This is a genomic window from Streptomyces xanthophaeus (genome assembly GCF_000725805.1).
In the GTDB taxonomy this organism is placed as follows: domain Bacteria; phylum Actinomycetota; class Actinomycetes; order Streptomycetales; family Streptomycetaceae; genus Streptomyces; species Streptomyces xanthophaeus.
The window spans coordinates 1-25,350 of sequence record NZ_JOFT01000042.1 but is presented as its reverse complement, the minus strand read 5'-3'; the positions used below and the strand labels follow the sequence as shown (position 1 = coordinate 25,350).

General features: G+C 71.0%; 16 protein-coding genes and 1 pseudogene. 6 read left to right on the top strand and 11 right to left on the bottom strand.

Going from position 1 to position 25,350, the window contains the following annotated elements; all coding sequences use genetic code 11:
- The 11 genes and pseudogenes from IO30_RS0124595 to IO30_RS0124545 all read right to left on the bottom strand — a co-directional run bounded on the left by IO30_RS0124595 (position 1) and on the right by IO30_RS0124545 (position 15,499).
- Positions 1-1,008, bottom strand: a complete 1,008-nt coding sequence (locus tag IO30_RS0124595; protein WP_031146258.1) for an ABC transporter permease — start codon at positions 1,006-1,008, stop codon at positions 1-3.
- The gene (locus tag IO30_RS0124590) at positions 1,001-1,924 is read right to left on the bottom strand and encodes an ABC transporter permease (protein WP_031146257.1); all 924 of its coding nucleotides are present in this window, start codon (positions 1,922-1,924) and stop codon (positions 1,001-1,003) included. Before IO30_RS0124590 ends, IO30_RS0124595 begins: the two co-directional genes overlap by 8 nt.
- Before the next feature lie 30 nt (positions 1,925-1,954).
- Positions 1,955-3,583, bottom strand: a complete 1,629-nt coding sequence (locus tag IO30_RS0124585; RefSeq protein ID WP_031146255.1) for a peptide ABC transporter substrate-binding protein — start codon at positions 3,581-3,583, stop codon at positions 1,955-1,957.
- A 106-nt stretch (positions 3,584-3,689) separates the two neighbouring features.
- On the bottom strand, positions 3,690-4,628 hold the full coding sequence (locus IO30_RS0124580) for a GNAT family N-acetyltransferase (RefSeq protein WP_051858885.1): 939 nt from the start codon (positions 4,626-4,628) through the stop codon (positions 3,690-3,692).
- Between the two features lie 125 nt (positions 4,629-4,753).
- Positions 4,754-5,806 (bottom strand): ABC transporter ATP-binding protein, encoded by a 1,053-nt coding sequence (locus IO30_RS0124575; protein WP_031146252.1) that lies wholly within the window; start codon positions 5,804-5,806, stop codon positions 4,754-4,756.
- Positions 5,799-6,762 (bottom strand): annotated as a pseudogene (locus tag IO30_RS40775) (ABC transporter ATP-binding protein). Before IO30_RS40775 ends, IO30_RS0124575 begins: the two are co-directional and overlap by 8 nt.
- A 20-nt stretch (positions 6,763-6,782) precedes the next feature.
- Positions 6,783-7,730: an ABC transporter permease gene (locus IO30_RS0124565; RefSeq protein ID WP_031146251.1), complete on the bottom strand. Its 948-nt coding sequence runs from the start codon at positions 7,728-7,730 to the stop codon at positions 6,783-6,785.
- Positions 7,723-8,655 (bottom strand): ABC transporter permease, encoded by a 933-nt coding sequence (locus IO30_RS0124560; RefSeq protein ID WP_031146249.1) that lies wholly within the window; start codon positions 8,653-8,655, stop codon positions 7,723-7,725. Before IO30_RS0124560 ends, IO30_RS0124565 begins: the two co-directional genes overlap by 8 nt.
- A gap of 174 nt (positions 8,656-8,829) precedes the next feature.
- Positions 8,830-10,464 carry a peptide ABC transporter substrate-binding protein gene (locus IO30_RS0124555; RefSeq protein WP_031146248.1) on the bottom strand — a complete coding sequence of 545 codons (1,635 nt, stop codon included), beginning with the start codon at positions 10,462-10,464 and terminating at the stop codon, positions 8,830-8,832.
- Positions 10,465-10,904: 440 nt separating this feature from the next.
- Entirely contained in the window at positions 10,905-12,809 is a 1,905-nt protein-coding gene (typA, locus tag IO30_RS0124550; RefSeq protein ID WP_031146246.1) for a translational GTPase TypA, read from the bottom strand.
- A gap of 317 nt (positions 12,810-13,126) precedes the next feature.
- On the bottom strand, positions 13,127-15,499 hold the full coding sequence (locus tag IO30_RS0124545; RefSeq protein ID WP_031146244.1) for an ABC transporter family substrate-binding protein: 2,373 nt from the start codon (positions 15,497-15,499) through the stop codon (positions 13,127-13,129).
- A 345-nt stretch (positions 15,500-15,844) separates the two neighbouring features.
- Here IO30_RS0124545 and IO30_RS0124540 point away from each other — a divergent pair, with 345 nt between their 5' ends.
- From IO30_RS0124540 to IO30_RS0124515, 6 genes are all read left to right on the top strand, one after another.
- Positions 15,845-16,069: a hypothetical protein gene (locus tag IO30_RS0124540; protein ID WP_031146242.1), complete on the top strand. Its 225-nt coding sequence runs from the start codon at positions 15,845-15,847 to the stop codon at positions 16,067-16,069.
- A 135-nt stretch (positions 16,070-16,204) separates the two neighbouring features.
- Positions 16,205-17,029, top strand: coding sequence for a hypothetical protein (locus IO30_RS0124535; protein ID WP_031146240.1), 825 nt, complete (start codon positions 16,205-16,207; stop codon positions 17,027-17,029).
- A 1-nt stretch (position 17,030) separates the two neighbouring features.
- The gene (locus IO30_RS0124530; protein ID WP_031146238.1) at positions 17,031-18,932 is read left to right on the top strand and encodes a fumarate reductase/succinate dehydrogenase flavoprotein subunit; all 1,902 of its coding nucleotides are present in this window, start codon (positions 17,031-17,033) and stop codon (positions 18,930-18,932) included.
- Positions 18,929-19,702, top strand: coding sequence for a succinate dehydrogenase/fumarate reductase iron-sulfur subunit (locus IO30_RS0124525; protein WP_031146236.1), 774 nt, complete (start codon positions 18,929-18,931; stop codon positions 19,700-19,702). Before IO30_RS0124530 ends, IO30_RS0124525 begins: the two co-directional genes overlap by 4 nt.
- A 98-nt stretch (positions 19,703-19,800) precedes the next feature.
- On the top strand, positions 19,801-23,169 hold the full coding sequence (locus IO30_RS47680) for a protein kinase domain-containing protein (RefSeq protein WP_051902559.1): 3,369 nt from the start codon (positions 19,801-19,803) through the stop codon (positions 23,167-23,169).
- Positions 23,170-23,304: 135 nt separating this feature from the next.
- Positions 23,305-25,350 (top strand): TPM domain-containing protein (locus IO30_RS0124515; protein WP_037895038.1); only part of this gene is annotated, 2,046 nt, incomplete at its 3' end.

The following is a 25,350-nucleotide window of genomic DNA, read 5'->3' as shown; positions in this document are numbered from 1 at the left end:
TCAGCGCAGCTTGGGGTCGAGGGCGTCGCGCACCGCGTCGCCGAGCATGATGAAGGCGAGCACGGTCAGGCTGAGCGCTCCCGCCGGGTAGAGCAGCATGTGCGGGGCGTTGCGGATCTGGGAGGCGGCGTTGGAGATGTCGATGCCCCAGGAGACCGTGGGCGGGCGCAGGCCGACGCCGAGGAAGGAGAGCGTGGCCTCCAGGGCGATGTAGGTGCCCAGCGCGATGGTGGCGACGACGATGACGGGCGCGACGGCATTGGGCGCGACGTGCCGCAGCAGCATCCGCGAGTTGCCCGCGCCCAGCGCCCGGGCCGCCTGGACGTAGTCGTTCTGTTTGGCGGTGATCACGGAGCCGCGGGCGATGCGGGCGATCTGCGGCCAGCCGAGCAGGATGATGAAGCCGACCACGGGCCAGACGGTGGTGCTGGTGACCACGGACAGGAAGACCAGGCCGCCGAGGACGACCGGGATGCCGAAGAAGATGTCGGCGACCCGGGACAGCAGCGAGTCCCCCCAGCCGCCGAAGAACCCGGCGAGCCCGCCGAGCGCCGAGCCGAGCAGGGCCGCGCCGAGGGTGGCGCAGATGCCGACGGTGATGGAGGCGCGGGCCCCGTAGACGGTACGGGTGTACACGTCGCAGCCCTGCGTGTCGTAGCCGAAGGGGTGGCCGGGGGCGGCGCCCTGCTGGGATTTGGACAGGTCGCACTGGAGCGGGTCCCCGCTGGCGATGAGCTGTGGCCAGATGGAGATGACGATGAGGAAGAGGATCAGCAGCGAGGAGACGATGAAGACGGGGTTGCGCCGCAGCTGGTGCCAGGCGTCGGACCACAGGGAGCGGGCCTTCTCGCGGGGTGCGCCCGGTCCGGGGGCCTTCTCCAGGCTCTCGGCCTCCTGCAGCGCCAGATCCATGACGCCCCCCTGGCCGGTGGGGGAGATCGCCTCTTTGGGGCGCGGGCCCACGGGGTCGTAGCCGCCGGGGCCTTCGGGGCTCTGGGGCTCAGGCATAACGGATCCTCGGGTCCAGGACCGCGTAGAGCAGGTCCACGAGCAGGTTCGCCAGCAGGAAGACGATCACGAGGATGGTCACGAATCCGACCACCGTGGGGGCGTTGTTGCGCAGGATGCCCTGGTAGAGCTGGTAGCCGACGCCGTGGATGTTGAAGATCCGTTCGGTGACGATGGCCCCTCCCATCAGGGCGCCGATGTCGGTGCCGATGAAGGTGACCACCGGGATGAGGGAGTTGCGCAGCAGGTGCCGGGTGATGACCCGGCGGCGCGGCAGGCCCTTGGCGACGGCGGTGCGCACGTAGTCGGCCTTGACGTTCTCGGCGATCGAGGTGCGGGAGAGGCGGGTGACGTACGCGAGGGAGACCAGGGCGAGGACGATGCCGGGCAGGATCAGCTCGCTGAAGGGGGCCTCCGGGGAGACGGTGGGCCGCACCCAGCCCCATTTGACGCCGAAGAGGTACTGGAGCAGGTAGCCCGTCACGAAGGTGGGAACCGAGATGACCACCAGCGTCATCACCAGGACGGAGGTGTCGATGGACTTGCCGCGGCGCAGGCCGCTGACCACGCCGAGCGTGATGCCGACGACGACCTCGATGACGATCGCGACGATGGTCAGGCGCAGGGTGACGGGGAAGGCGGAGGCCATCAGGGAGGTGACGCTCTGCCCGTTGAAGGCGGTCCCGAAGTCGCCCTGGAAGATCTGCCCCATGTAGTGGAGGTACTGCTTCCACAGGGGCTGGTCGAGGTAGAGGTCCTTGCGGATGCGCGCGGCGGTGGCGGGGTCCGGTGCCTTGTCTCCGAAGAGGGCCGCGACCGGGTCACCGAGCGCGTACACCATGAAGAAGATCAGGAACGTGCTGCCGATGAACACCGGGATCATCTGGAGCAGCCGCCGGATCACATAACGTCCCATGGACTGCTCCAGGATCGATCCGTTGGTCGGTCAGCTGACCTTGATCTGGTCGTAGACCGGCACGCTGAACTGGTTGAGGGTGACGTCCGAGATCCGCTCGGAGTAGCCGGCGCTGCCGTTCTGGTACCAGAGCGGGATGGACGGCATCTGCTCGGCGAGGATCTTCTCGGCGTCCTGGAAGATCCCGGTCGCCTTGGCCGCGTCGCTCTCCTGGTTGGCGTCGTCGATGAGCTTGTCGAAGTCCTTGTTGCTGAACTTCCCGTAGTTGGAGGAGGCCCCCGTGTAGTAGAGCGGCTCCAGGAAGTTCTGGATCAGCGGGTAGTCGGCCTGCCAGCCGGAGCGGAAGGGGCCGGTCAGCTTGTAGGAGCTCTGCTGGTTGCGGAAGTCCGCGAAGGTGCCGACCGGGTTGACCGTGCAGACAGGTCCCTCACCGAGGGCGTTGTTGATGCTGTTGCAGACGGCGTCCATCCATTCGCGGTGCGAACCGGTGTCGACGTTCGAGGTGATGGTCATCTTGCCGCCGGGCAGGCCGCCGCCCTCCTGGATGAGCTGCTTGGCGGCCGCGGGGTCGAAGACGCAGGCCTCGCCGCAGGCCGTCTCGGAGAAGCCGCCCGTCGCGCCGAGGGCCGGTGAGGTCCAGTCCTTCGCGGGCGTGCGGGTCTCGTGGAAGATCTGCTTGGTGATCTCGTCGCGGTTCACGGCCCGCGAGATGCCCTGCCGGACCTTCTCCATGCCCGCCTTGCCCCACTGGGGGTCGTAGAGGGGGAAGGTGAGGGTCTGGATGATCAGCGCCGGCTGGTTGATGTACCGGTCGCCGAGGTCGTTCTTGACGTTCTTGAGCTGCTGCGCCGGGACGTCGTCGACGAGGTCGAGGTTCCCGGAGATCAGGTCGGTGTAGGCGGTGTTGTTGTCGGTGTAGACCTTGAGGTCCACACCGCTGTTCTGCGCCTTGTCCGCGCCCGGGTACCCCTCCCACTTGCGCAGCTTCATGCCGGTGCCCTTGGTGTAGGAGTCCACCGTGTACGGGCCGTTGCCGACGGGCTTGTTCAGCCAGCCGGCGTGGTCGGTGAAGAAGGCCTGGGGCAGCGGGGAGAAGGCCTGGTAGCCGAGGGTCTCGGGCCAGGTGGAGAACTTCTCCTTCAGGGCGACGGTGAAGGTCTTGGGGTCCTTGACCACCAGACCGGACATCGTCTTGGTCTTGGGATCGCCGGAGGCCGGGTGCAGGTCGTCGTAGCCGACGATGTCGGAGAAGAACGGCGCGTTGTTCTGCTTGTTGCGCACGTCCGCCGCGTAGTTCCAGGCGTCCACGAAGGACTGGGCGGTGACGGGCTCGTCGTTGCTGAACTTCCAGCCGTCCTTCAGCGTGATCGTGAAGTTCTGGCTGTCGGTGGTCTCGATCTTCTCGGCGAGCATGTTCGTGGCCGCGCCGGTCTTCGGGTCGTACCGCTTCAGACCCCGGAAGAGCATGTCGAGGACCTTGCCGCCCTGCACCTCGTTGGTGTTGGCCGGCTCCAGCGGGTTCTGCGGGTCACCCCAGGAGGAGGACACGATGCCCGCACCGCCGCCTCCGCCGCTGTCGCTTCCGCCGCCGCAGGCCGTCACCGCGAGGGCGACGGCCACCATACCTGCGGCCCACTTGGCGTGGGTGGCTCCGCGCATGGAGTGCCTCCTATGGATCCCAAGACTCACGTGGGCCCAATGTCACCCCATGTCGGGCACCGCACACTCCTCGTTGGACCGATTGCACCCTCGCGTCCCTCGGCTGTCACCCCTGCGAGTGCAAAGCCAGCTCCCAGGTGTCGACCGCATAGTGCAGGCCCATGCCGTGCGCCTCGTAGAGCGCGAGTGCGCCGGTTTCGTTGTCGGTGTCCACGCCGAGGCCCACGGTGTCCCGGCCGCGGGCCGCGTAGGCGGCGAAGGCGTGCCGCAGCAGGAAGCCGCCGATGCCGCGGCCGCGCAGCTCCTGCCGTACGCCGATGTGGCTGAGCCAGCCCATGCTGGTCCGGTCGTCGCGGGTGAGCAGCACCGCGGCGTCGCCGTGCCCGGGCAGGCTCGCGATCCAGACCAGGGACCAGTCCAGGGCGCGGGCGTCCAAGTGGTCCAGCCAGGCCTCGTACGGACGGTCCGCGTGACCGAAGTGTGCGGCGAAGGTCTCCTCCACGAGTGCGTGCGCCCGGCGCCGGTCGGCCTCCTCGGACGCGCAGTGGCGCAGGGTCAGCCCGGCGGGAGGGGTGGGCGGCAGGTCGCGGTCCGGGGCGAGCGCGCGGGTCATGACCTGATAGCTGCGCACGGTGCGGTAGCCGCGCCCGCGGAGCAGGGCGAGGTCGAGGGTGGGTGCCACGTTGAGCTGGATCCGCAGGACGGCGGGGCCCTGCCCGGCGGCCATCTCGCGGGCCCGCTCCTCCATCCGTTCCAGCAGGAGCAGGGCGGCCTGCGGACGGCCGGGCAGTACGTAGTGGTCGCCGTCGACGCGGCCGGGTCCGGCATCGGACCAGACCAGGGCGTAGGCCACGAGTCTGCTGCCCTCGAAGGCCAGCCAGGAGTCGGTGGCCAGATCGACGTCGGGGTGGTGGAGATCGGCCTCGACGGTGCCGAGGTCCGTCTCCGGCCGGCCGATCTCGATCATGTCGACGGCGTTGAGCAGGGCGCAGATGTCGGACGCGTCCCCGGGCCCCGCGGGCCGGACGGTCAGCATGGCGGTCATCGGCCCACTGTCGGCCCGGGCGGCGGGCGGGTGCAACCCGCTTTCCCCGTACCGGAACGCGGCAGGGCGCCCGCTACCGGAAGGATCCGGTACCGGGCGCCCTGGACGCCTTGCTGCGCGGGAGATCAGACGGGCAGGACGGCCCGCTCCTCCGCGAAGTGGCACGCCGACTCGTGAGCGGCGAAGGTGTCCTGGCCCTTGAAGCGCTCCGGGATCGCCAGCAGCGGCTCCTCGGTGGAGCACTTGTCCTGGACCTTCCAGCAGCGGGTGCGGAAGCGGCAGCCCGACGGCGGGTTGGCCGGGGACGGGACGTCACCGGTGAGGATGATCCGGTCGCGGCCCTCGCGGGCCTCCGGGTCCGGGACCGGAACGGCCGACAGCAGCGCCTGGGTGTAGGGGTGCGTCGGGTGTTCGTAGATCTGCGCGTCGGTGCCGATCTCGGCCATCTTGCCGAGGTACATGACGCCGACCCGGTCCGAGATGTGCCGGACGATCGACAGGTCGTGCGCGATGAAGACGTAGGACAGGTCGAACTCGTCCTGGAGCTTCTCCATCAGGTTGATGACCTGGGCCTGCACCGACACGTCGAGCGCGGAGACCGGCTCGTCGCAGATGATGATCTCCGGGTTGAGCGCGAGGCCGCGGGCGATGCCGATGCGCTGGCGCTGGCCGCCGGAGAACTGGTGCGGGTAGCGGTTGATGTACTCCGGGTTGAGGCCCACGACGTCCAGGAGTTCCTGGACCTTGCGGCGCCGGTCGCCCTTGGGAGCCACCTCGGGGTGGATGTCGTACGTCTCGCCGATGATGTCGCCGACCGTCATGCGCGGGTTCAGCGAGGTGTACGGGTCCTGGAAGACCATCTGGATGTTGCGGCGGACAGCCTTCAGGGCGCGGCCGGACAGCTTGGTGATGTCCTGGCCCTTGTAGAAGACCTCGCCGGCGGTCGCCCGCTCCAGGTTCATCAGCAGCTTGGCGACGGTGGACTTGCCGCAGCCGGACTCGCCGACGATGCCGAGGGTCTCGCCCCGGTACAGGTCGAAGCTGATGCCGTCGACGGCCTTGACCGCGCCGACCTGCTTCTTGAACAGGATGCCCTGGGTCAGCGGGAAGTGCTTGACCAGGTTGCGGACCTGGAGGATCGGCTCGCGCTCGGGGGCGTTCTTGGTGAGCTCAGCCATGGATCTGCTCCTTCCAGAAGTGGCACGCGCTGCGGCGGCCCGGCAGCTCGCTGCCGTCCTGCTCGCTGACCGCCTGAAGTACGGGGACCTCGGAGCGGCAGATGTCCTGCGCGGCGGTGCAGCGCGGGTTGAAGGAACAGCCGCTGGGGAGCCGCAGGAGGTTCGGCGGCAGGCCCTTGATGGCGAAGAGCTCCTGGCCCTTCTGGTCCAGACGCGGGATCGAGTCCAGCAGACCGCGGGTGTACGGGTGCGCCGACGACGCCGAGGTCGTGGGTGATCAGGATCAGACCCATGTTCAGCTCGCGCTGGAGCTCGGCCAGCAGGTCCATCACCTGGGCCTGGACGGTCACGTCGAGAGCCGTGGTCGGCTCGTCGGCGATGATCAGGTCCGGCTCCAGCGCGATCGCCATGGCGATCATGATGCGCTGACGCATACCGCCCGAGAAGTGGTGCGGGTAGTCGTCCACGCGCTGCGCGGCGGCCGGGATCTTGACCTTGTCCATCAGCTCGATGGCCTTGAGCCGGGCTTCCTTCTTCGACGCACCCTGGTGGACGCGGAACATCTCGCCCAGCTGGTAGCCGACGCTGAGCACCGGGTTGAGGGAGGACAGCGCGTCCTGGAAGATCATGGCGATCTTCCGGCCGCGGAGCTGGCGCCGCTCCTCGAAGCTCATCTTCAGCATGTCCTGGCCGCGGAAGAGGATCTCGCCCTGCGGGATCTTGCCGGGCGGCATGTCGAGGATGCCCATGATGGCCTGGGCGGTGACCGACTTGCCGGAGCCCGACTCGCCGAGCACGGCGAGGGTCTCGCCCGCGCTCACGCTGTAGTTGACGCCGTTGACTGCCTTGGCCACGCCGTCGCGGGTGTGGAACTCCACGTGGAGGTCGCGCACTTCGAGGAGCGGGCCCTGCTTGTCCCCGTCACGCGGGGCGGGAACCGTACTGGTGTTGTCCATGGTGATCACTTACGCCCTCCTCAGCGCAGCTTCGGGTCGAGGGCGTTGCGGACCGCTTCGCCGAGCATGATGAAGGCGAGGACGGTGATGCTGAGCATGATCGAGGGGTAGAACAGGATGTGCTCCGCCACTCGGATCTGCGCAGCGCCCGCGGAAATGTCCACACCCCACGAGATGGTGGGGGACGCGAGGCCGAGGCCCAGGTAGGACAGGGTCGCCTCGGCGGCGACGTAGCCGCCCAGCGCGATGGTGGCGACCACGATCACCGGTGCCATGGCGTTCGGCAGGATGTGCTTGATCAGGATGCGGGGGGTGCCCGCGCCCAGGGCCTTCGCCGCGTGCACGTAGTCGGCCTGCTTCACGGTGATGACCGCACCGCGCATGACGCGGTTGATCTGCGTCCAGCCGAGGAAGGCCAGGGCGAAGACGACGGTCCACACGGTCCGCTTGGTGAAGGCCTGGAGGACGACCATCGCACCGAGCAGGAAGGGGATGCCGAAGAAGATGTCGGTGACCCGGGACATGATCGCGTCCGTGAGTCCGCCGAAGTAACCGGCGATCATGCCGGTGATGGAGCCGACGACCGTGACGATCGCGGTCACGCAGACGGCGACGATGATCGAGGCACGGGTGCCGTAGATCAGTCGCGCGTAGACGCTGCGGCCCTGGCCGTCGTAGCCGAGCCAGTCGGGCGAACCGATGCTGCCCAGCTCCGGCTTGGTGAGGAAGTGCTTCACCAGGTCGCCCTTGGTCGGGTCGGCGCTGGTGAACAGTCCCGGGAAGGCGGAGATCGTCAGCAGGATGAGGATCAGCACCGACGAGACGATGAAGTACGGGTTGCGGCGCAGGTCGGCCCAGGCGTCGCCCCAGAGGCTGCGGGCCTTCTCGGCCTTCGCCGGCTCGACCGGCGCTTCCGGAGCGGCCGGGGTGGCGGGCGTCACGGCTTCGATCTTGGTCAGGTCAGGCATACCGGATCCTCGGGTCCATGACCGCGTAGAGGAGGTCGACGAGCAGGCTGGCTATCAGGTAGACCACGACCAGGACGGTGACGACACCGACGACGGTCAGGCCTTCGCGCCGGACGATCGAGTCGTAGATCAGACCACCGACGCCCTTGACGTTGAAGATGCCCTCGGTGACGACGGCGCCGCCCATGAGGGCGCCGATGTCGGTACCCAGGAAGGTCACGACGGGGATCATCGAGTTGCGCATGAGGTGCACACCGATGACGCGGCGCTTGGGCAGACCCTTGGCGATCGCGGTGCGCATGTAGTCGGCGCGCAGGTTCTCGGCCATCGAGGTGCGGGTCAGGCGGGCCACGTAGGCGAGCGAGAGCGATCCGAGGACGATGGCCGGGGCGAGCAGCTCGCTCCACAGCTCGTCGTTGCTCACGTTGGGGTCGATCCAGCCGAGCTGGAAGGCGAACACCGACTTCACGATGAAGCCGAGCACGAAGACCGGCATCGAGATGATCAGCAGCGTGAGGATCAGGACCAGGTTGTCGGCGAGCTTGCCGGCCTTGAGGCCCGCCACGATGCCGAGGCCGAGACCGAGGACGATCTCGATGGCGAAGGCCATCATCGCCAGGCGGAGCGTGACCGGGAAGGCGTCTCCGATGACGTCGGTGATCTCACGACCACTGCGGATCTGGGTCCCGAAGTCGAAGTGGAAAAGGATGCTGGATATGTAGTTCCAATACTGGACAATCCAGTGCCTGTCCAAGCCATGCTCATGGCGGAGCTTCGCCAGTGTGGCCGGGTCGGTGCCCTTGTCACCGAAGAGACCGGCCACGGGGTCGCCGGGCAGGCTGTACACCATCATGAAGATGAGCAGGGTCGTCCCGAAGAAGACCGGGATCATCTGGAGCAGTCGTCGTGCGACATAGCGCCCCATCATGCCTCCGTAGAAGATGCGGCAGGCGCAGCCGGACGGGCCCTTTCGCCACGCACGCGCGTGACGGTGTCGTCACTGCGTCGCGAAAGGGCCCCCCGGGCGCTGCGTATAGGCCCGGATGCGGGCCGGCTCCCCGCCGGCCCACATCCGTCGAACGAAATTACGCGGCGGGACTTACTTCTTGACCTCGACCTCTTCGATGATCGGGTCGCCGTCCTGGGCGTACTTGACGTTCTGGACCTTCTCCGAGTAACCCGCGTTGACCTTGTAGTACCAGAGCGGGATGGAAGGCATGTAGGTGACCAGTTCCTTCTCGATGGCCTGGTACGCCTTCACGGACTCTTCCAGGGTCGCCGCGGAGTCGGCCGCAGCGATCTTGGCGTCCAGGTCCGCGTTGGTGAAGCCACCCTGGTTACCGCTGGCGCCCGTACGGAACAGGTCGCTGACGAAGTTGGCGTTCACCGGGTAGTCGAGGACCCAGCCGGAGCGGTAGATCGACTTGACCTGCTTGGACTTGCGGGCCTGGAGGTCGGCCTGGAAGTCCGGCTTGGCGTCACCGGTGCACTTGACGCCGGTGGCCTGGGTGATGCTGTTGCAGACAGCCTCGACCCATTCCTTGTGACCGCCGTCCGAGTTGAACTGGATGGAGATCTCGTTGTTCGGGACGCCGCCGCCCTCGGCGATGAGCGCCTTGGCCTTCGCGGCGTCGAACTTGGTGACGTCACCGGTCGCGTTCGGCGTGTAGCCGAGGACGCCCTTGGCGACCCAGCCGGTGGCGGGCTCGCGGGTGCCCTGGAGCACGGTCTTGGTGATGGTGTCGCGGTCGATCGCCATCGACAGGCCCTGGATGACCTTCGGGTCGACCTGCTTCGGGGTCTTCCACTGGTCGGCGTAGAACGCGATGGCCAGCGTCTGGACGGCGGAGTACGCCTGGTCCACGGCACGGTCACCGAGGTCGGCGCGGTAGACCGGGAGGTCCTTCGGGCCGATGGTGCGCAGGACGTCGACGTTGCCCGACTTCAGGTCCTCGTAGGCGGTCTCGACGGTGGAGTAGTTCTTGAGGATCACACCGCCGTTCTTCGCCTTGTTCTCGCCCTTGTAGTCGTCGAAGCGGGTCAGCTCGATCTGCTTCTTGTGTTCCCAGTTCTTGAACTTGTACGGGCCGTTGCCGACCGGCTTCTCACCGGCGGCCGCGGGGTCCTTGTAGAAGGACTCCGGCAGCGGGGAGAAGACCTCGTAGCCGAGCTTGTACGCGAAGTACGGGACGGCGTTGGCGAGCTCGATGGTGAAGGTGTTCTCGTCGACGACCTTCAGGCCCTCCATCGCGGTGCCGGCGGGCTTGGCGCCCTCGGCCTCGGGGTGGACGGTCTCGAAGCCCTTGATGTCGGCGAACCAGGACGCGTTGCCCTGCTTGTTGTCGATGTTCGCGGCCCAGTTCCACGCCTTGACGTAGGAATCGGCCGTGACCTTGGTGCCGTCGTGGAAGGTCCAGCCGGCCTTCAGCTTGACGGTCCACAGCTTGCTGTCCTTGGACTCCACCGACTCGGCGTTGACCATCGTCAGCTTGCCGTCGGCGTCGTAGTCGACGAGCTGCGAGAACAGACCCGACATGGCGATGGAGCCGTTGGACTCCATCGTGTCGGCCGGGTGCAGGAGCTTCTCCGGCTCGCCGACCTCGATCGAGTAGATACCGTTCGGGTCAACCTCACCCTTTGCGGCATCGCCCTTGTCGCCACCGCCACAGGCGGTCGCTGCCAGGGCGACGACAATCGCGCCCGCTACCCACTTGGCGCTCTTGGCACCGCGCATGGGTTTCCTCCTCATGAGTCCACTGTCTGATGTGAAGGGCACAGGTACGTTTCGCCGACACCCCTGACGGCGATAGGAACAGTGCCCCGAGTGTGCTCGTGAGTCGGCGCTCCCCACAGCGCGTGACCCATTGACCCGAGCTCAATGGAGCCATCCTCAGGGACTGCCTGACCGTAAACCACACTTAAGTGGTCTCGTTTTCACAACATCACCGCACGGCGAAAACCCGAAATCCGGACAAACGGATAGGAGACAGACACGTGCGAAACGGACGGTTAGCTCACCTTCCGGAGTGTCACGGTCGGTATGCGGACACCAGAGCGCAAAAATCAGCTTGACAAACGCGAACAGCCCCTCCCGTCAAGGACTCCATGACGGGAGGGGCTGCCGTATGCCGGGGGTCGGGCCGCCGCTGGTCGCGGCGGCCCTCTACTGCGTTGTTACTTCGCGGACTTGGCGCGCGAGGCGGTGCGCGAGCGGTCCTTCTGGTCCAGGACGACCTTGCGGATGCGGACGGCCTCCGGGGTCACCTCGACGCACTCGTCGTCGCGGCAGAACTCCAGGGACTGCTCCAGGGAGAGCTTGCGGGGCGGCACCACGTTCTCGGTGTTGTCCGCGGAAGCCGCACGCATGTTGGTGAGCTTCTTCTCCTTGGTGATGTTCACGTCCATGTCGTCGGAGCGGGAGTTCTCGCCGACGATCATGCCCTCGTACACCTCGGTGCCGGGGTCGGTGAACAGGACGCCGCGCTCCTGGAGGTTGATCATCGCGAACGGCGTGACCGAACCCGCGCGGTCGGCGACCAGCGAACCGTTGTTACGGGTCACCAGCGGGCCGAACCACGGCTCGTGGCCCTCGTGGATCGAGTGGGCGATGCCGGTGCCGCGCGTGCCCGTCAGGAACTCCGTACGGAAGCCGATGAGGCCGCGCGACGGGACGACGAACTCCATACGGACCCAGCCGGAGCCGTGGTTCGACATGTTGTCCATGCGGCCCTTGCGGACGCCCATGAGCTGCGTGACCGCGCCCATGTGCTCCTCGGGGACGTCGATCGTCATGCGCTCGACCGGCTCGTGCACCTTGCCGTCGATCTCCTGCGTGACCACCTGCGGCTTGCCGATGGTCAGCTCGAAGCCCTCGCGGCGCATCTGCTCGACCAGGATGGCGAGCGCGAGCTCACCGCGGCCCTGGACCTCCCAGGCGTCGGGACGCTCGGTGTCGAGGACGCGGAGCGAGACGTTACCGACCAGCTCGCGGTCGAGGCGGTCCTTGACCTGGCGGGCGGTGACCTTGCGGTCCTTGACCGCGGACTTGGCGTCCGCGCCCTTGCCGCTGCCGCCGCGGCCGACCATCGGGGAGGTGTTCGTACCGATGGTCATGGAGATCGCCGGCTCGTCGACCGAGATCAGCGGGAGCGCGATCGGGTTCTCCGGGTCGGCCAGGGTCTCGCCGATCATGATGTCGGGGATACCCGCGACGGCGCAGATGTCACCGGGGCCGGCGACCTCCGCCGGCTTGCGGGTGAGCGCCTCGGTCATCATCAGCTCGGTGATGCGGACGTTCGACTGGGTGCCGTCGCGCTTGATCCAGGTGACGGTCTGGCCCTTGCGCAGCTCGCCCTGCTCGACGCGCAGGAGCGCGATGCGGCCGAGGAAGTTGTCGGCGTCCAGGTTGGTGACGTGGGCCTGCAGCGGCGCCTCGTCGTCGTACACCGGGGCGGGGACGTGCTCCAGGATGGTGGAGAAGAACGGCTCCAGGCTGTCGCTGTCCGCGGGGACGGTGCCGTCCTCGGGCTTGGTCAGCGAGGCGACGCCGTCACGGCCGCAGGCGTAGACGATCGGGAACTCGATCTGGTCCTCGTCCGCGTCCAGGTCCAGGAAGAGGTCGTACGTCTCGTTGACGACCTCGTCGATCCGGGAGTCCGGGCGGTCGGTCTTGTTGATGCAGAGGATGACCGGCATCTTCGCCTGCAGGGCCTTGCGCAGGACGAAGCGGGTCTGGGGCAGCGGACCCTCGGAGGCGTCCACCAGCAGGACGACCGCGTCCACCATCGACAGACCGCGCTCGACCTCACCACCGAAGTCGGCGTGGCCGGGGGTGTCGATGATGTTGATCGTGATGGGCGCCCCGCCGTCCTTGGGGTGGTACTTCACCGCCGTGTTCTTGGCGAGGATCGTGATGCCCTTCTCACGCTCCAGGTCGTTCGAGTCCATCATGCGGTCGTCGAGGTGCTGGTGGGCGGCGAAGGCACCGGCCTGCTTGAGCATGGCATCGACGATGGTCGTCTTGCCATGGTCGACGTGGGCGACGATGGCGACGTTACGGATGTCGTGGCGCGTGGGCACTTCGGCGCTTCTCCCGGGATCGTGGATGGCGTCGCGTACGGCCTGGCACGCGCGCCTCGACCGGGCGAAAACCTGCCACGGCCTTACCCCATGGTACGTCGCGTGGCGGGAACTGCCTGCCGGGGGGGCTGTCAAGGGGCTGGACGAATGAAGGCCGCCGAGTACGGGGTGGGGGGTCTCGGGTGCCGGTCAGCCCCGTATTCATGCGGGTCAACGGGTATCCACGACCTTGCCCGCCGGATCTGCGGCGGGCAAGGGAATTGAGTCACATCTGAGCTTGAAACCCTGAGGTCAACCCCTCGGGCACCTCTTTGTCACTACTTCTTCTTGTCCTTGGCGTTCGGGGCCTTCTTCCAGCCGATGTCCTGGAAACGGGGGGCGCCGAGACCGAAGGCGCCCGCGTTGACCAGACCCGGCTTCACGGCCACCAGCTCGGGGCGCTGGTAGAGCGGGATGGAACCGGCGGCGGCCCAGATCCGGGCGTCCGCCTTGCGCATCAGCTCGCGGGACTCCTCCTCGTCCAGCTCGCCGACCGCCTGGTCGAACAGCTGGTCGATGTGGTCCGTGCCGACCCGGGTGTAGTTCTGTTCGACGAGGAGCGAGCCGTCCGCGGCCGGCTCCGGCTTGGCGAAGATCGGCCGGGCGTCGGTGGCCGGGAAGGCCGTGGCCGGCCAGGAGTACAGCGCCAGGTCGTACTGGCCCGAGGCGATGTGGTCCTTGAAGAAGCTCTCGTCGGCCACCTTGGTGCTCTCGGTCTGGATGCCGACCTTCTGGAGCATCCGGGCGATCCGGTCGCCGACCGTGCGCAGGGCCTCCGAGCCGGGGCCCGCCGGGACGACGAAGCGCAGGGTCAGCGGCTTGCCGTCCTTGGCGAGCATGTTCCCGGAGGTGCGTACGGCCTGCTTGGCCGGGGCGGGCGAGGCCTTGGCGGGGTCGGCGCCCTCGCCCTCGTCGTCGCGGGCCGGGGCGCGCTTGCCGTCGTCCTCCTGGCCCGCGGCGCCGAGCGCGGCGGCCTGGGCCCGCAGCGCGATCTCCTGCTGGGCCGCGAAGGGGGCCGGGGCCAGCACCGGGGAGGGCTGGGTGCGGGCTTCCTCGGCGAGGGCGTCGGCGTCGACGACCTCCCCGTCGGGGCGGTGCCCGGCTCCGTGGTCCGCGGGCCGGTCCCCTTCCGCGGCCCGGTCCGCCGTGGCCGACCGCAGGTCTCCGTTGCGTCCGTCGTCCTGGCCGACGATGTACAGCCCGTCGTTGCCGGTGCCCGGGCCGGACGGGGTCTTCCCGTCGTCCTGCGGTGCGCCCTCCGGGCCCGCCTTGGCTCCCGCGGGTTCGGTGAGCTTGCCGCCCCGGCGCCAGCCCGCGTCCGCGAGGAGGGCCTGGGCCGCCTGGGTGTCCTGGTTGCCGAGGGCGCCGCTGTTGTCGGCGTACGTCCGCTGCCCGGCGAGCGCGAGGTGGCTGCCGACCGGCTTCGCGGGGAGGCCGAGGGGCTTCAGCACGGCCTCGGCCAGGGCCTTGCGGTCCAGTGCCCGGGCCACCGCCCGGCGCACGCGCTCGTCGGACAGCGGGCCCGAGGAGCCGTTCATCGCGAGCTGGGTGTAGGCGGGCTCCAGGGACTTGCGCACGGTGAAGGTGCGCAGGGCCGCCTGCTCGTCGGCGTACTTCTTCGCCGCCGCGGCCTTCTTCAGCCGGTTCTCCTTCTCGGCCTCGGCCTTCTCCTCGTCCGCGCCGAAGGCGACGGCCCAGGACAGGGTGGCCTGCGCCGCCGTCACCGAGGCGGCCGGGCCGTGGGCCGGGGCCCCGCCGCTGCCCGCGCCGCTGCGCCCGGCGGCGTCCCGGCGGGCCAGCGCGATGCGGTCGGCGCCCGTCCGGTCGACCTCCGCGAGGTCGAGCCTGCCCGCGGCCAGCGCGGCCGGGCGCTCGGCCCTGGGCACGGCCGTCAGCACGAGCGAGTCCAGCTTGGTGGGCTGGCCCCACCAGCGCGGATTGCGGGTCAGGGCCGCGGTGCCGGTCTTCTTGTCGATGGCCCCGAGGCCGAAGGGTCCGGCGGTGACCTTCAGGGCGCCCCGGGCCCCCTCGTTGAAGGCGTCCGGGGTCCCGGTGACCTGCTTGGGGTAGAGCGGTGTGAACAGCGAGCGCCAGTCCGCGTACGGCTTGGCGAAGGTGACCCGGACCTCCAGGTCGGTCTTGCCGCGCTCGATCTTCTCGATGCGGTCGTAGCCCGCGTTGCGTGCGGTCCAGTACGCCGAGTCCTTGCCGTTCAGCGCGCGCCATTGCGCCACGAAGTCGGCGGCGCCGATCTCGCGGCCGTCGCTCCACACCGCCTGCTGGTTCAGCTTGTACAGGACGACCTGCTTGGGCTCGGTCTCGACGACCTCGGCCTTCTCCAGGTAGTCGGGGTTGGCGGCCGGCCGGCCCTTGCCGTCCAGGACGAACAGCTGCGGGAGCACCGCGGCGGCGATGCGGCCGGTGGTGGCGTCCGCGTCGGCCTGGAAGGTGTTCAGGGTGTTGGGCAGGGAGTCCACCGCCCAGCGCAGCACTCCCCCGTCGGCCACCTTGTCGCGGGCCGTGGCCGCGATGTCCTGCCCGGCGGCGGCCCGGCCGCCCTCCTCGTCACCCGCGCCGCAGCCCGTGAGCAGCGGCAGTGCGAGGACTCCCGAGGTCAGGAGCGCCACTGACCTGCGCCTTCTCTGGGACATGGGTGGTACCTCCGGGGCAGGGCGTGGGGGAAGCATGATCACGTTTGGCGGTATATGGAGCTGATCACATCGGTTGCCGGAACCCACTGAAATCCACGGCGCGCCGGACCCCTCGCAGGGGCTCCGCGCCACGCCGCGAAGCCCACCCGTGCGGACCAACGCGGGGTGGGCGCCGGGCGGGCGTTCGGCCGGAAGGGGGATGACAATGGGCTCCGGGGAGGGGCGCACGGTTCAGGCCTGCGCGCCCGCAATCGCTGCACGTCCCTTCACACCGGGGACCGGAAGCGCGACACTCGCAGGCGCACATGAGCGTTGCCACCGCACTTGCGGAATCGAGGTCACATCATGTCCCTGCAAGACGATCTCAGCGCCGTCCGGCGGAACCTGGACGAGCTGACGCGCAAGGTCGAGCAGCTGGAGCGGCGGGCCGGGCGAGCGCAGCCGGACCGCTCCGGCGCCCCGCCGGAGCCTTCCCGGATGGTCACCGTCCCGGACACCCCGTACGACAGCACGCTGTGGACCGATTCCGACGACGAGGGCCTCGGGGCCCGCGACCGTCGCGCCCCCTGACGGCGCGGTCCCGGGCCCGGCCGTGATCCGCGGGGCCCGGGACGGCCCGCCCGGCCATCCCGCCCACCCATCTGGCCCGGCCGCTCGCGGCCGGGTCTCCTGGGCCACCCCTCATCACTCCACCCGGAGTCCCCCTTGGCCACAGGCACACAACCACCCAGGCAGCGGCCCGGCGGCGTCCACGACGCCTCCCGGGCCGCGATCGCTGCCCGGCACCTGCGGACCGACCGGTGGTGGCTGGCCCCGGCCGTCACCACGGCCGGGCTGCTCGCCTTCATCGTCTACTCGACGTGGCGGGCGTTCGCCAACTCCGACTACTACGCGGCCCCGTACGTCTCGCCCTTCTACTCCCCGTGCCTCGCGGAGAACTGCCAGGAGATGCGCGGCGGCCCCAACTGGGAGCTCTTCGGCAGCTGGTGGGGCCTGTCCCCCGCGCTGCTGATCCTGGTCTTCCCGCTCGGCTTCCGGCTGACCTGCTACTACTACCGCAAGGCCTACTACCGGGGCTTCTGGGCCTCGCCCCCGGCCTGCGCCGTCGCCGAACCGCACGCGAAGTACACGGGCGAGACCCGCTTCCCGCTCGTCGTCCAGAACGCGCACCGGTACTTCTTCTACGCCGCGGTGCCCGTGGCCGGGATCCTCACCTATGACACGGTGCTGACCTTCCGCGACGAGCACTACGCCTGGGGCCACATGGGCCTGGGCACCCTGCTCTTCCTCGTCAACATCGTGCTGATCTGGGCCTACACCCTGTCCTGCCACTCCTGCCGGCACATCATGGGCGGCCGTCTGAAGCACTTCTCGAAGCACCCGGTGCGCTACCGGCTGTGGGGCTGGATCAGCAGGCTCAACACCCGTCACATGCAGCTGGCGTGGGCCTCGCTGATCAGCGTGGCCCTGTGCGACTTCTACGTGTACCTGCTGGCCAGCGGCGCCTTCACCGACCCGAGGATCTTCTGAGATGGCTCAAGTGGAACGGCAGCAGTGGGACGTGGTCGTGGTCGGCGCGGGCGGCGCCGGGCTGCGGGCCGCGATCGAGGCCCGCGAGCGGGGTGCCCGTACGGCCGTGATCTGCAAGTCCCTCTTCGGCAAGGCCCACACGGTGATGGCCGAGGGCGGCATCGCCGCGTCCATGGGCAACGTGAACGAGGGCGACAACTGGCAGGTGCACTTCCGCGACACCATGCGCGGGGGCAAGTTCCTCAACCAGTGGCGGATGGCCGAGCTGCACGCCAAGGAGGCCCCGGACCGGGTGTGGGAGCTGGAGACCTGGGGCGCGCTCTTCGACCGGACCCCGGACGGCCGGATATCCCAGCGCAACTTCGGCGGCCACGAGTACCCGCGGCTCGCGCACGTCGGCGACCGCACCGGCCTGGAGCTGATCCGCACCCTCCAGCAGAAGATCGTCGCCCTCCAGCAGGAGGACTTCAAGGAGCACGGGGACTACGAGGCCCGGCTCAAGGTCTTCCAGGAGTGCACCGTCACCCGGGTCCTCAAGGACGGGGAGAGGGTCTCGGGGACCTTCTGCTACGAGCGCGAGTCCGGCCGCTTCTTAGTCCTGGAGGCCCCGGCGGTCGTGCTGGCCACGGGCGGAATCGGCAAGTCCTTCAAGACGACCTCCAACTCCTGGGAGTACACGGGCGACGGCCACGCGCTGGCCCTGCTCGCGGGCGCACCCCTGCTGAACATGGAGTTCGTGCAGTTCCACCCGACCGGGATGGTCTGGCCGCCCTCGGTGAAGGGGATCCTCGTCACCGAATCGGTGCGCGGGGACGGCGGGGTGCTGCGCAACAGCGAGGGCAAGCGGTTCATGTTCGACTACGTCCCGGACGTCTTCAAGGAGAAGTACGCCGAGTCGGAGGAGGAGGGCGACCGCTGGTACGAGGACCCGGACCACAACCGGAGGCCGCCCGAGCTGCTGCCCCGTGACGAGGTGGCCCGGGCGATCAACTCCGAGGTGAAGGCGGGCCGCGGCTCCCCGCACGGCGGGGTCTTCCTGGACGTCTCCACCCGGATGCCCGCGGAGCGGATCAGGCGGCGGCTCCCGTCGATGTATCACCAGTTCAAGGAGCTGGCGGACGTGGACATCACCGCGGAGCCGATGGAGGTGGGCCCGACCTGCCACTACGTGATGGGCGGCATCGCGGTCGACTCCGAGACCGCGGCCACCGTCGGGGTGCCGGGGCTGTTCGCGGCGGGCGAGGTCGCGGGCGGCATGCACGGCTCGAACCGGCTCGGCGGCAACTCCCTGTCCGACCTGCTGGTCTTCGGACGCCGGGCCGGGCTGCACGCCGCCGGGTACGCGGCCTCCCCCGGCGGCCGCCCGGCCGTGTCCCAGGCCCAGGTCGACGCGGCGGCCGCGGAGGCGCTCGCGCCGTTCCACGCCGTCGAGGGCGCGGAGAACCCGTACACGCTCCACCAGGAACTCCAGACCGCCATGAACGACCTGGTCGGCATCATCCGCCGGGAGGGCGAGATGGCCGAGGCCCTGGAGAAGCTGGCGGGGCTGCGCGTACGGGCCGCACGGGCCGGCGTCGAGGGTCACCGGCAGTTCAACCCGGGCTGGCACCTGGCGCTGGACCTGCGGAACATGCTGCTGGTCAGCGAATGCGTGGCCCGCGCGGCCCTGGAGCGCACCGAGAGCCGGGGCGGGCACACCCGCGAGGACTGCCCGGCCATGGAGCGCAGCTGGCGCCCGGTGAACCTGCTGTGCCGGCCGGTGGACCCGGCCCCCGCGGACCCCGCGGCCGACCGGATCACGCTGGTCCGGACCCGCACCGATCCCATCCGCCCCGACCTGCTCGCGCTGTTCGAGAAGGAAGAGCTGGTCAAGTACCTCGCCGAAGAGGAGCTCTACGAGTGACTACCTACGAGGCACGCTTCCGGATCTGGCGGGGCGACGCGCAGGGCGGGGAGCTGCGGGACTTCACCGTCGAGGTGCACGACGGCGAGGTGGTCCTGGACATCGTCCACCGCCTCCAGGCCACCCAGACCCCGGACCTCGCGGTGCGCTGGAACTGCAAGGCGGGCAAGTGCGGCTCGTGCAGCGCGGAGGTCAACGGGCGGCCGCGGCTGATGTGCATGACGCGGATGTCGACCTTCGAGGCCGACGAGACGATCACGGTCACGCCGCTGCGGGCCTTCCCCGTCGTCCGCGACCTGGTCACGGACGTGTCCTTCAACTACGCCAAGGCGCGGGAGGTACCGGCCTTCGTGCCGCCGGAGGGGGTGGCTCCGGGGGCGTACCGGATGCAGCAGATCGACGTGGAGCGCTCGCAGGAGTTCCGCAAGTGCATCGAGTGCTTCCTGTGCCAGGACACCTGTCACGTGGTGCGTGACCACGAGGAGAACAAGGGGGCCTTCGCCGGTCCGCGGTTCCTGATGCGGGTGGCGGAGCTGGACATGCACCCGCTGGACGCGGCGGCGGAGAGCGGCCTGGACCGCAAGCGCACCGCGCAGGAGGAGCACGGGCTGGGCTACTGCAACATCACCAAGTGCTGCACGGAGGTCTGCCCCGAGGGCATCAAGATCACCGACAACGCCCTGATCCCGCTGAAGGAGCGGGCCGTGGACCGCAAGTACGACCCGCTGGTGTGGCTGGGCAGCAGGATCCGGCGGCGGCCGGCTCCCTAGCATCCCCGGCCGTTCACCCCCAGCTGTTCACTTCGCAGGACACAATGCCCCCTGGGAGACCGTCGGATGACGTGTCGTCAGGGGGCATTGCAGTGCGGGTGGGGGATCGACTGGGCGGCCGGTACCGGCTGGACCAGCGGCTCGGGCAGGGCGGCATGGGCGAGGTGTGGCGCGGGTACGACCTGACGCTGGACCGGGCCGTGGCCGTGAAGGTGCTGCTGGACACGGCGACGAACGAGGAGGTGGTGAGCCGGTTCCGGCGCGAGGCCACCATCGGGGCGCGGCTCCAGCATCCGGGGATCACCGTGGTGCACGACGTGGGCCGCCACGAGGGCCGGCTGTTCATCGTGATGGAACTGCTCGCGGGCGAGGACCTGGCGTCGCTGCTGGCCCGTACGCCCGGCGGGCTGCCCGGGGAGACGGCGGCCGCACTGGCGGCACAGACCGCGGAGGCGCTCGCCGCGGCCCACGAGCAGGCGGTGGTGCACCGTGACCTGAAGCCCGGCAACCTCTTCCTGCTGCCCGGCGGGCGGCTGAAGATCTGCGACTTCGGGATCGCGCACTCGGCGGACGCTACGGGCGGCTGGACGGTCACGGGCCGGATGTTCGGCACGCCCGCCTACATGGCGCCCGAACAGTGGCGGGGCGAGCACGTCGACGCGCGCTGCGACCTGTACGCGCTGGGGTGCGTGCTGTACGCCATGCTGAGCGGCCTGCCGCCGTTCGGCGTGGCCGAGTCCCCGTACGTGCTCATGCGCCGGCACATCGAGGACGTCCCGCTCGCGCTGCGGGAGGCGGGCTTCCCCGTGGCGCCGGAGCTGGAACAGCTGGTACGGGCCCTGCTGGCCAAGGACCCGGCGGACCGGCCGGAGTCGGCACAGACCGTGGGCGAGGCGCTGCGGGCCCTCGCGGGAACGGGCGCGGGCCGCGGCGCGGAGCGCGTCCCGCTCGCGCTGCGGGAGCCGGGCTTCCCCGTGGCGCCGGAGCGGGGCGCGGACCGCGGCGCGGAGCCGGGGTCGGGGCCCCGGTACCCCGCGACGGTGCGCGTGCACGCCACCGCGGCGGGACCCGGGCCGCAGGGCGCGCCGCACGCCGCGACGGCCGTGGCGACCGCACCCGGGACGGCCGCCGGGCCGGATACCGGAGCGGAGGCGGGAGCGGGACCGGCGGCGGGAGCAGGAACGGGGGCGGGAGCAGAGGCCAGCCCCGGAGCGGGAGCGGGTTCGGGGCCCGGGGAGGTGCCCTTCCCGGTGCGGGAGTTCGTCCGTGGGCTGCTGCACGAGGCGGAGCAGATCCTGGGGGCCTCGGCACCCGGCTGGGAGCACCTGCGCGTGGAGGGCCTCGCCGTCGCCGCCGACGCCGCCGCGCACTTCGACACCGCCCTCGCCGGCCGCCTGCTCGCGGGCGCCGAGCACGCGGCGTGGACCGACGGCCAGGGGGACGGGGCCCGGATCGCCGACCTGCTGACCCTCCTCGCCCGGCGCACGGCCCGGCACGCCCCCGCACGCACCGGCCGGCTGCTCACCGACGCCCAGCAGGCCCTGTTCACCGTCTTCGGTTCGAACCGCCGGGCTCCGCTGCGGACCGTCGCGGAGGAGCTGGCCCGGGTCTCCCCGGAGCGCGCCGCGCAGCTCGCCCTGCGCCACTTCTCCGGGCATCCGGCGGGGGACCGGATCTGGGCCCGGGTGGCCGTGGCCACCGCGGCCGCCGACACCGCCCTCGCCGAGGAACACCTGTCCCGCATCCGCGACGCGGGGCTGCGCGAGACGGCCCGTACCGACCTGGTCGTGGAAATGGCCGGACGGGACCTGGCGGCCGCACTGGAGCTGGCCGGCCGGATCGAGGACGGGGGCGTCCGCGTCCGGGTGCTGTGCGAGGTGGCGGACGGGCGGGCCGCCGCCGGGGACCCGGCGGGCGCGGGCGAGGCGCTGGCCCACGGGACGGAGGCCCTCGCCCGGTTCACCGAGGAGCGGGCCGCCCGGCTCCGGGAGGACGCGGCACGGCACGCCGAGCGGGGCGAACTCGTCCGGGCCGAGCAGCTGCGCAGTCAGGCGGCCTCGGTCCTGCGCCAGGACGGCCGGAGCACCGGCGACGCGGAGGTCGAGCGGGCCCGCACCGCCCTGGACCGGGCCCGTACGCGGACCGGGCCGGAGCAGCGCCGCCTGCTGGACCCGGCCGCGGCGCAGGAGCGTGCGGCGGCGGCCCGGGACCTCCCGGACGCCCCCGACCGGGCCCTGGAACTGGTGCGGATCGCCCGGGAGTGCGTGGCCTGGCGGCGCGCGCCCTGGCCGGCGGAGCTGGCCGCCGATCCCGGCACCCCGCCCCCGCACGAGGTGGCGGTCGCCGTGGCGGCCGCCGTCCGCACCGACCCCTCGGCCCGGCCGGGCCCGGACGCCCCGGTGCAGCCCGGCGCCCGCCGGTGGTTCACGGGGGCCCTGCCCCAGGCCCTGTCCGCGGCCGGGGACGGCGTCGTGTGGACCTCGGGCGACGAGGTGGGCTGCGTCCTGGCGGGCAGCGGAGGCACCCGCTGGACTGCGGCCGGCGACGAGGGGGTGCCCGCGGCGCCCCTGCCGGGGGAGACGGCCGTCCACTGCGCGGCCGACGCCGTCACGGTCTGCGTGGCGCTGGAGGAGCGGGCGGGCTCCGGGGTGCGCCTGCTGGCCCGGGAACCCGTGGACGGCCGGGTGCGCTGGTGGCGGGACCTGCCCGGGGCGGGGCCCGGCGGGGACGGCCGTACGCCGGTGGTGCTCGCCGATGCCCTGGTCCTGCACACCGGCCGGGAGCAGCTGAGCGCCCTGGACGCGCACACCGGCGAAGTGCGCTGGCAGCGCCCGGGCCCGTACCACTCCTCCCTGACGGCCACGGTGGACGGGGACTGCGTCGTCCTGGTGGGCCGGGACACCCTGATGGCCCTCCATGCGGCCCGCGGCGCTCTGCTGTGGACCTGGCAGCGCGGGGCGGGGCGGGTCCTGGTGCCGCCGGGCGCCCCGGAGGTGCCCGGCGGGCCGGTGACCGTGCTGGACGGGCCGGTGCTGCGCACCCTGGACCGGCGGCGCGGGAACGAGCTGTGGTCCGTCGGACTGGGCTCCCCCGCGTCCGTGCTGGCCGCCGGGCCGGTGGTGTTCGCCGCCGGACGGCAGCCGCAGGAGAAGGGCGACCTGGTGTTCGCCTTCGACGCGTCGACCGGCCGGGAACTGGCGCGGCAGCGGATCGTGCAGCACGACGGGAGCTGCGCGCTCGAACTGCTCGGCATGCGCCGGGGGCTGCTGTACGTGAAGTCCGCGCGCGGCAGCCGGGCCCGGCTCGGCCGGGCCGTGCAGCCGCCGTTCCTGGCCGCCCTGGACCCGGCGACCCTGAAGACCGTCTGGCAGTGGAAGGACGTCCGCATCGGCCGCCGGGACGCGGTGCTCACCGGGGACGACGTGGTCCTGCCGTTGCCGGAGCTCACGGCGATCGCGCTCCCGTGAGACCGCCGGGGGCCGCTCCGGGCCCCGGCGGGCGCGCGGTGATCACTCCGGGTGCGGGGCCCAGGAACCGCCCATACCCTCCGAAATGTGATTGCGCCGAGCAGCAGGACGACGAAGAGCCGCGCCACCGCCGCGATATCCGTACGGGCCGGGCTCGCCCTGGCCTGCGCGCTCCTCGCGCTCGGCGGGTGGGGCGTCGCCGGGGCGCCGCCCGCGCGGGCGGAGGATCCGGTCACCCTGTCGCAGCAGGGGCAGGTCACCGACCGCGTCGGGGCGCTCGGCGACCGCGCGCCCGCCGTCACCGCCGCGCTCGACAAGCTGTACGCCGACCGCCGCATCCAGCTGTTCGTCACGTACGTCCGCGACTTCTCCGGACGCTCGGCGCAGAGCTGGGCCGACGCCACGGCGGAGAAGAACGGCCTCGGGCAGAACGACGTCCTGCTGGCCGTCGCCACCGGGGCCCGGCAGTACGCCTATTCGGCCGCGGTCGACTCCGGTTTCACCGAGGAGCAGCTCGCCACGGTCGCGCGGACCGCCATCGAGCCGCCCCTGAAGCAGAACGACTGGGCGGGCGCTGCCATCGGCGCGGCGAACGGCTACAACGCCGTGCTCGGCGGACTTCCCGTGCCCGTGCCCGCCATCACCCCCGGCCCGGCCGACCCGGGCGCCAAGGCGAGCGGCGAGAGCGGGGCCGGGGACTTCGTGCTCCCGGTGGTGGCCGTCGGCGCGGCCGGGGCGCTCGGCGCGTACGCCTACTCCCGCCGCAAGCGCAAGGGCGGCGGCGGACGCGGTACGACGACCGGCCCGGGCTGGGGCACGCAGGGGGCCGCCCAGCTGGACCTGCCGGAACTGGATGCCAAGGCCAAGGCCCTGCTGGTGGAGACCGACGACGCGGTCCGCACCAGCACGGAGGAACTCGGCTTCGCCTCGGCGCAGTTCGGCGACGAGGCGGCCGCCCCCTTCGTCCAGGCCGTGGAGTACGCCAAGGACGAGCTGACGCACGCCTTCCGGCTGCGCCAGCAGCTCGACGACGCCTACCCGGAGGACGATCCGACGCGGCGCCGGATGCTGGACGAGATCGTGGCCCGGTGCACCGAGGCGAGCCGGCGGCTCGACGCCGAATCGGTGGCCTTCGACAGGCTGCGGGACCTGGAGAAGAACGCCCCCCAGGCGCTGTTGACCGTGGAGGCGCACTTCCGGGCCCTGGCGGGGCGCACCACGACGGCCGAGGCGACGCTGGCCGCCGTGGTCCAGCGGTACGCGGACTCCGCGGCCGCGCCCGTCGCCGCCAACCCCGAACAGGCCAAGGACCGCCTGCTGTTCGCGACGACCAGCCTCGGCGAGGCCCGGGCGGCCGTCGACGCCGGGGACAACGGCAGGGCGGCCGTGCACGTGCGGGCCGCCGAGGGAGCCGTGGACCAGGCCGCGACGCTGGTCGACGCGGTCGAACGGCGGGCCGGGGAACTGGCGGAGGCGGCCGGGAAGCTGCCGGGCGCCCTGAACGAGACGGAGACCGACCTCGCGGACGCCGAGGGCCTGCTGACGGGCACCGCGGAGGGCACCTCCACGGCGGACCTGCGCGGCCGGATCGGCCGGGCGCGGGCCGTACTGGCCGACGTCCGGCAGGAGCAGACGGCGGGACGGTACGACCCGATCGATGCCCTGCGGCGCGTCGAGGAGGCCGACGCGGCCCTCGACGAGGCGCTGGCCGGGGCGCGCGAGCGGGAGTCGGGCCGCCAGCGGGCGGTGGCCCTGCTGGACCAGGCCCTGCTCTCGGCCCGCAGTGCGATCGGCGCGGCCACGGACTACGTCACCACCAGCCGGGGCGCGGTCGGCAGCCAGGCCCGCACCCGGCTGGCGGAGGCCGGACGGCACCTTGAGCGGGCGGTCTCCCTCCAGGCCTCGGACCCGGCGGGCGCCCTGGCGGAGGCCCAGCAGGCGGATTCCCTGGCCCGGCAGGCGCAGCAGCTGGCGGAGCAGGACGTACGGGGCTACCAGGACCCGTACGGCGGCGCCCGCTCGGGCGGCGGCCGGGGCGGGGCCGTGCTCGGCGGGATCATCCTCGGCGAGATCCTGCGGGGCGGCGGAGGCTTCGGCGGCGGAGGCTTCGGCGGGCGCGGGGGCGGGGGCGGCTTCGGCGGGGGGGGGGGGAGGGGCCCGGGGTCCTTCGGCGGCGGGGGG

What these genes read in the sequence shown, in the direction of transcription:
- IO30_RS0124585 (WP_031146255.1), bottom strand. Translation starts at nt 3,583, where the DNA reads ATGCGCGGAGCCACCCACGCCAAGTGGGCCGCAGGTATGGTGGCCGTC.
- IO30_RS0124560 (WP_031146249.1), bottom strand. Translation starts at nt 8,655, where the DNA reads ATGGGGCGCTATGTCGCACGACGACTGCTCCAGATGATCCCGGTCTTC.
- IO30_RS0124575 (WP_031146252.1), bottom strand. Translation starts at nt 5,806, where the DNA reads ATGGCTGAGCTCACCAAGAACGCCCCCGAGCGCGAGCCGATCCTCCAG.
- IO30_RS0124545 (WP_031146244.1), bottom strand. Translation starts at nt 15,499, where the DNA reads ATGTCCCAGAGAAGGCGCAGGTCAGTGGCGCTCCTGACCTCGGGAGTC.
- IO30_RS0124530 (WP_031146238.1), top strand. Translation starts at nt 17,031, where the DNA reads ATGGCTCAAGTGGAACGGCAGCAGTGGGACGTGGTCGTGGTCGGCGCG.
- IO30_RS0124580 (WP_051858885.1), bottom strand. Translation starts at nt 4,628, where the DNA reads ATGACCGCCATGCTGACCGTCCGGCCCGCGGGGCCCGGGGACGCGTCC.
- IO30_RS0124540 (WP_031146242.1), top strand. Translation starts at nt 15,845, where the DNA reads ATGTCCCTGCAAGACGATCTCAGCGCCGTCCGGCGGAACCTGGACGAG.
- IO30_RS0124595 (WP_031146258.1), bottom strand. Translation starts at nt 1,008, where the DNA reads ATGCCTGAGCCCCAGAGCCCCGAAGGCCCCGGCGGCTACGACCCCGTG.
- IO30_RS0124590 (WP_031146257.1), bottom strand. Translation starts at nt 1,924, where the DNA reads ATGGGACGTTATGTGATCCGGCGGCTGCTCCAGATGATCCCGGTGTTC.
- IO30_RS0124565 (WP_031146251.1), bottom strand. Translation starts at nt 7,730, where the DNA reads ATGCCTGACCTGACCAAGATCGAAGCCGTGACGCCCGCCACCCCGGCC.
- IO30_RS0124555 (WP_031146248.1), bottom strand. Translation starts at nt 10,464, where the DNA reads ATGCGCGGTGCCAAGAGCGCCAAGTGGGTAGCGGGCGCGATTGTCGTC.